Source organism: Mycobacterium sp. TH-M25, from assembly GCF_057473665.1.
In genome coordinates this window covers 1-5634 of the sequence record NZ_JBYCLA010000495.1, presented here as the reverse complement: position 1 = coordinate 5634, position 5634 = coordinate 1, and the positions used below count along the sequence as shown (strand labels likewise).

The following is a 5634-nucleotide window of genomic DNA, read 5'->3' as shown; positions in this document are numbered from 1 at the left end:
CGTCTTGCACAGCCGGGCCAGGAATTCGTTGGAGTGGCTGGCAAAAACCAGGATTCCGGACCGCTCGACGAGTTTCTGCAGCCGGGTCTGCGCCTTCTTGAGGAAGTCGGCGTCGACGGCGCCGATGCCCTCGTCGAGCAGCAGGATCTCCGGGTCGATGCTGGTGACCACGCCCATCGCCAACCGCACCCGCATGCCGGTGGAGTAGGTCCGCAGCGGCATCGACAGATAGTCGCCGAGTTCGGTGAAGTCGGCGATCTCGTCGACCTTGGCCAGCATTTGCTTGCGGGTCTGGCCGAGGAACAGGCCGCGGATGACGATGTTCTCGTAGCCCGAGATCTCGGGGTCCATCCCGACGCCGAGGTCGAACACCGGGGCCACCCGACCGCGAACGATCGCCGATCCGCGGGTCGGCTCGTAGATGCCCGAAAGTAGGCGCAGCAGCGTCGATTTCCCGGCCCCGTTGTGGCCGACCAGCCCGACTCGGTCACCGAGCTCCAGCGACATGGTGATATCGCGCAACGCCTCGATGACCACCACGTTGGACGCGTTGCGCCCGATCGAGCCGCCCAGGAAGGTCTTCTTCAGCGACCGTGACTTGGCGTCGAAGATCGGAAACTCCACCCACGCCTCGTGGGTCTCGATGCGTGGACCCGTTGGTGTCACCGGCTGCCCTACAGGTACTGCCCGGTGCCGGAGCCGGGTCTACCGTGCCCGTGGCTTCCGGGCGGCAGGCCACGCTGTTCGCGCATCTGCTCGAGCTGCGTACGCGCGGCCATCTGCTGTGCGAACAACGCGGTCTGGATGCCGTGGAACAGACCCTCCAGCCATCCGACCAACTGAGCCTGGGCGATGCGAAGTTCGCCGTCCGACGGCACCGTGCCCTCGGTGAACGGCAGCGTGAGGCGGTCGAGTTCCTCGCGTAGTTCGGGCGCCAGGCCGTCTTCGAGCTCGCGGATGCTGGTGGCGTGGATCTCGCGCAGCCGGTTGCGGCTGGCGTCGTCGAGCGGGGCCGCGCGCACTTCTTCGAGAAGTTGCTTGATCATCGTGCCGATCCGCATCACCTTGGCGGGCTGCTCGACGAGGTCGGTGATCGAGCGATCATCCGAGCCCTGCTCGGGATCCTGCGCCATCGCCATCAATCGGGGGTCGACGCCGCCGATGACCTCGATGTCGTCGTCGTTACTCAATGCTTGTCACCTTTGGGAGTAGTCGGAGTGCGCTGAGGACCCAGCCATTCATAAATCCAGGCTTCACCGTTGTCGTAGATCTTCGTCCACCACTTCGATCGGTCTATTGACACTAGCCCGTCGGGCACCTTGAACCCGCGAACCGTGGGCGCGCTGGTCAGGACGTAGCGGATGTTCAATGCCCGAATTGCTTCCGGCACCAACGCCCGCTTGTCCTCGGGTACCCCGGGCAGCGCGTCGGCATCGGCGTAGGCCCAGAAGAGGTAGCGGTAATAGCCCGGGCCGGTTTGCTGCGGGAAGTCGTAGTGCGTCCACAGCGGGTGCAGGTCGGCGACCGCGTACATCCACGCGGTGCCGTCGACGTTGGAGTTGCCGATCAGGGTGGTCCGCGCCCCGGGCAGCGCGGCCAGGTGGGCAAAAGCGTCCAAGTCTTTCTCGTTGATGATCACCGAGTCGTACTTGTCGCCGAACAACACCAGATGCCGGTACAGGTAGTGCCGTGCGGACAGCGTCGTAGTGAGCGTCAGCAGGACCACGATCGTCGAAACCCACACGGTGTCAGGCACTTTGACGACGCTTCGGGCGACGAATTTCCTGGCCAGCGCTACGGCACCGACCACCAGCGCGAACAAGGCGATCGCCGCCATCGGCGTCACCAGCATCGTCACCACCGCCGAGAGCCGGCGCGGGTCGTTGTAGAAGAACTGACTGAACTGCTCGATCACGGCGCCCAGCGGATTGTGGAACGGCGCCCCCGAGTAGATCGTCGCCACGGTGAGCACCAGCCAGAGCACCGGCGGCCACCAGACTTTGTGGTAGATCAGGATCGCCATGCCGATGGCGATCAGCGTCACGAGACCGTACTGGATCGGGAAGTCGTTGAGGTGGCGGGTGTGCAGCAGCAGCGCGTCGATCACCCCCTGCTTGACGGTCTTGAAGCTGGGGAACGCGTGCCCGGCGATGATGTCGGCTTGCTGGGCCACCCCGAGGAACTGCGGCGCCAGGATCAGCAGGGCGGGCACTCCCGCCGCGGCTAGCGTCAGCGCGTCGGCGAGCCGGCCGCGCACCGGATGCCACCACGCGTCCATCAGCCACCAGGCCGCTACGAACAAGATCACCACGAAGCCACCGGTGAGGTGCACCGAGAACACCCCGACCAGGGCCAGCACCGCCGCCGGAATCCGGTCCCGATGGCCCAGCGTGGAGACGATCAGCACAAAGGTCGGGATCGCCACGCCGTAGGCCGCCAGGTTCGGCATCGCCGCCGTGCCGAACTCGACGTAGGGCACCGAGGTGAACGACGCCGACAACGCGGCGGCGGTGGCGGCCACCCCGGCGGCGTGCTTCGTGCGGGAGCGCAGCACGTGCCAGGCCAGCACTGCGGCGCTGGTCGGAAACAACCAGACCGACGCCGCCACCGAGCACAACGTGTAGCCGGTCGTGGGTGCTGCGCCGGTCAGTTGGCAGAAGACCGCGGTCAGCGCATGAAACACCGACGGGTAGTACAGCGGCTGATGAGTCTCGACGTTGCGCAGCTCACCCATGTGGGTCGACGACGCCTGGCCGGTGTCGAGCATGAAGCGGACCGTGTTGGCGTGCCAGACCGCATCCCAGGTGCTGGGGATCGACTGCCAATGGACCAGTCCGCGGTAGGCCGCCCACATGATCAGCAACGCTCCGAGCGTCACGCCGGCGGCCACCGTCAACGCCTGCCGGCGGTCGATACCCAGCAGTTGTGCCGCCTGGTCGCGGTGGCGGGCCAGCAACGGCTGAATGCAGATCATGGCGACGCACACCGTCGCGAGGGCGGCCAGTGCGGTCCAGCCATTCCACGGGACTCCGACAGCACCGAACGGGATGATCGCCAGCGCGACAACGCCGTAGGTCAGCGCCGGGCCGACGGCGATGGCGATCGGCCACGTCAGCTGAGTGATTCGTCCGACGATGGCCCCCGGGACGATCAGCAAAAACAATGCCAGCAGCGTTCCGAAGCAGAGCCCCACGCGACTAGTATGGCTGCCCGGGTGGCCCGGCTCGGGACGGTGGGCACTTGTCCGGGTGCCCGCTACCATCACAGTTTCGCTTATTGTGCGTGGCTCTAAGGTGGCTGCTATGGCATACGACGTCGCCCGGGTGCGCGGTTTGCACCCGTCGTTGGGGGACGGTTGGGTGCACTTCGATGCCCCGTTCGGAATGCTCATTCCCGAGTCGGTGGCGACGACCGTTTCGACGGCCTTCCGCGGGTCCTTTCCCAGTACGGTCGGACCGCACCCGTCGGCCAAACGCAGCGCGGCGGTGCTCGACGCGGCACGGCAGGCGGTTGCGGATCTGGTGAACGCCGACCCGCGCGGCGTGGTGCTGGGCGCCGACCGTGCGGTGTTGCTGGCATCGCTGGCCGACGCATCGTCCACGCGTGCGGGCCTGGGCTACGAGATGGTCGTCACCCGCCTCGACGACGAGGCGAACATCGCGCCCTGGCTGCGCGCCGCAAACCGGTTCGGCGCCAAGCTCAAGTGGGCCGAGGTCGACATCGAAACCGGTGAGCTGCCGTCCTGGCAGTGGGAGGGCCTGATCGGGCCGGCGACCCGCCTGGTCGCGGTCTGCTCTGCGTCGGGAACGCTCGGCTCTGTCACCGATCTGCGGCCGGTCACGAAGCTGATCCACGACGTCGGCGGGTTCGTGGTCGTCGACCACTCCGCGGCCGCCCCCTACCGGTTGATCGACGTCGACGACATCGACGCCGACGTGGTGGCGCTGAACGCCGTCAACTCGGGCGGTCCGCCGGTGGGCGCGTTGGTGTTCCGCGACCCGGCGATCATCAACGCCTTCGCCTCGGTGTCGACCAACCCCTACGCCACCGGCCCGGGCCGTCTCGAGGTCGGCGTCCACCAGTTCGGACTGCTCGGCGGCTTCGTCGCCAGCATCGAATACCTCGCCTCGCTGGACGAGTCGGCGCGCGGCACTCGGCGCGAAAGACTGTCGACGTCGCTGCAATCCGCCACCAGCTATCTGGACAGCATCTTCGAGTACCTGATGGGCTCGCTGCGCTCGCTGCCGAGGGTGGTGGTGATTGCCCGGCCCGAATCGCGGATCCCGGTGGTCAGCTTTGCGGTGCACGACGTGCCGGCCGAGCTGGTTGTGCAGAGGCTGGCCGACAACGGAATTCTGGCGATCTCCAACTCCAACTCGCGGGTGCTCGACGTGCTCGGCGTCAACGACGTCGGCGGCGCGGTGACCGTCGGGCTCTCGCACTATTCGACGGTGTCGGAGGTCGACCAGTTGGTGCGAGCGCTGGCGTCGCTGGGTTAAAGAGTCAGCACGACCTTGCCGGTCACCTCGCCGGAGGACAGCATGCGGTGCGCTTCGCCGGCATCCTGAATCGGCAGGCGGGCGCCGATAATCGGCCGGACCCGGCCGTCGGCGATCATCGGCCACACCGATTTCGTCACCGCCGCGACGATCTCGCTCTTGCTGTTGGGTCCGTTGGTCGGGCGGGCCCGCAGCGTGGTGCCGATGACGTGGGCGCGTTTACCCATCAGCTTGCCGATGTTGAGTTCGCCTTTGACGCCGCCCTGCATGCCGATGATCACCAGTCGGCCTTCGGTGGCCAGCGCGTCGATGTTGCGGTCGAGGTATGCGGCGCCCATGATGTCGAAGATGACGTCGGCGCCGCGGCCGTTGGTTGCTTCGTGCACCCGTGCGACGAAGTCCTCGTCGCGGTAGTTGATCAGGATCTCGGCGCCGAGTTCGCGGCACGCCTCCAACTTGGCCGCTGATCCCGCGGTGACAGCGACCCGGGCGCCCAGGGCTCGCGCGACCTGGATCGCGTGACTGCCGACACCGCTGGCGCCGCCGTGCATCAGCAGCAGTTGACCCTCGTGCAGGTGTGCCGTCATCACCAGGTTCGACCAGACCGTGCACGCCACCTCGGGGACGCCCGCGGAGTCCACGAGGTCCAGGCCGACGGGATGCGGCAGGACCTGACCGGCGGGAACCGCGACGTACTCGGCATAGCCGCCGCCTGCCAGCAAAGCGCAGACTTCTTGCCCCGGCGACCAGCCCGCCACGTCGTCGCCGACCGCGTCGACGACGCCGGAGACCTCCATGCCCAGTAGTTCGCTCGCTCCCGGCGGGGGCGGATACAGCCCGGCGGCCTGCAACAAGTCGGCCCGGTTGACCCCGGCGGCGCTGACCTTGATCAGCACATCGGCGGGGCCCGCAGTGACGTCGGGCACTTGCTGCCACCGGAGTCGGTCGGCGGATTCGGCGACGATGCCATACATGCTTGCCACGCTACTAGCCCCTGTTCCAAAGGCGATGCGTCGCATAGCATGACGTGATGACGGCGCTCATTGCCGGCCGGAAAGCCAGTGCGATACCCGGGCTTGATCTTGCCGAGCAAGACGCGTGGCAGTCCTTTTTGGATGCCACCCTGCGGTTGTAT

The 5634-nt window shown here is 67.0% G+C and carries 5 protein-coding genes; 1 reads left to right on the top strand and 4 read right to left on the bottom strand.

All coding sequences use genetic code 11. The features are described 5' to 3' along the window. The 3 genes from wzt to AC2VOU_RS16680 all read right to left on the bottom strand — a co-directional run. Positions 1–666: galactan export ABC transporter ATP-binding subunit Wzt/RfbE (gene wzt / locus AC2VOU_RS16690; RefSeq protein ID WP_486958367.1), on the bottom strand; the 666-nt coding region annotated here is incomplete at its 3' end. 8 nt (positions 667–674) lie between these two features. Next, positions 675–1139: a bacterial proteasome activator family protein gene (locus AC2VOU_RS16685; RefSeq protein ID WP_486958368.1), complete on the bottom strand. Its 465-nt coding sequence runs from the start codon at positions 1137–1139 to the stop codon at positions 675–677. A gap of 47 nt (positions 1140–1186) precedes the next feature. Next, positions 1187–3193 carry a DUF6541 family protein gene (locus AC2VOU_RS16680; RefSeq protein WP_486958366.1) on the bottom strand — a complete coding sequence of 669 codons (2007 nt, stop codon included), beginning with the start codon at positions 3191–3193 and terminating at the stop codon, positions 1187–1189. Positions 3194–3302: 109 nt separating this feature from the next. On the opposite strand from AC2VOU_RS16680, the gene AC2VOU_RS16675 reads away from it, so the two are divergent. Beyond that, the gene (locus AC2VOU_RS16675) at positions 3303–4499 is read left to right on the top strand and encodes a cysteine desulfurase-like protein (RefSeq protein WP_486958365.1); all 1197 of its coding nucleotides are present in this window, start codon (positions 3303–3305) and stop codon (positions 4497–4499) included. On the opposite strand, the gene AC2VOU_RS16670 is transcribed toward AC2VOU_RS16675, so the two are convergent. Continuing rightward, a complete protein-coding gene (locus tag AC2VOU_RS16670; RefSeq protein ID WP_486958364.1) occupies positions 4496–5473 on the bottom strand; it encodes an NAD(P)H-quinone oxidoreductase in 978 nt (325 codons plus the stop codon). The genes AC2VOU_RS16675 and AC2VOU_RS16670 overlap by 4 nt on opposite strands. Positions 5474–5634 lie beyond the last annotated feature (161 nt).

Coding starts and splice junctions, on each gene's coding strand:
- AC2VOU_RS16685 (WP_486958368.1), bottom strand. CDS start 1,139: ATGGCGATGGCGCAGGATCCCGAGCAGGGCTCGGATGATCGCTCGATC.
- AC2VOU_RS16675 (WP_486958365.1), top strand. CDS start 3,303: ATGGCATACGACGTCGCCCGGGTGCGCGGTTTGCACCCGTCGTTGGGG.
- AC2VOU_RS16670 (WP_486958364.1), bottom strand. CDS start 5,473: ATGTATGGCATCGTCGCCGAATCCGCCGACCGACTCCGGTGGCAGCAA.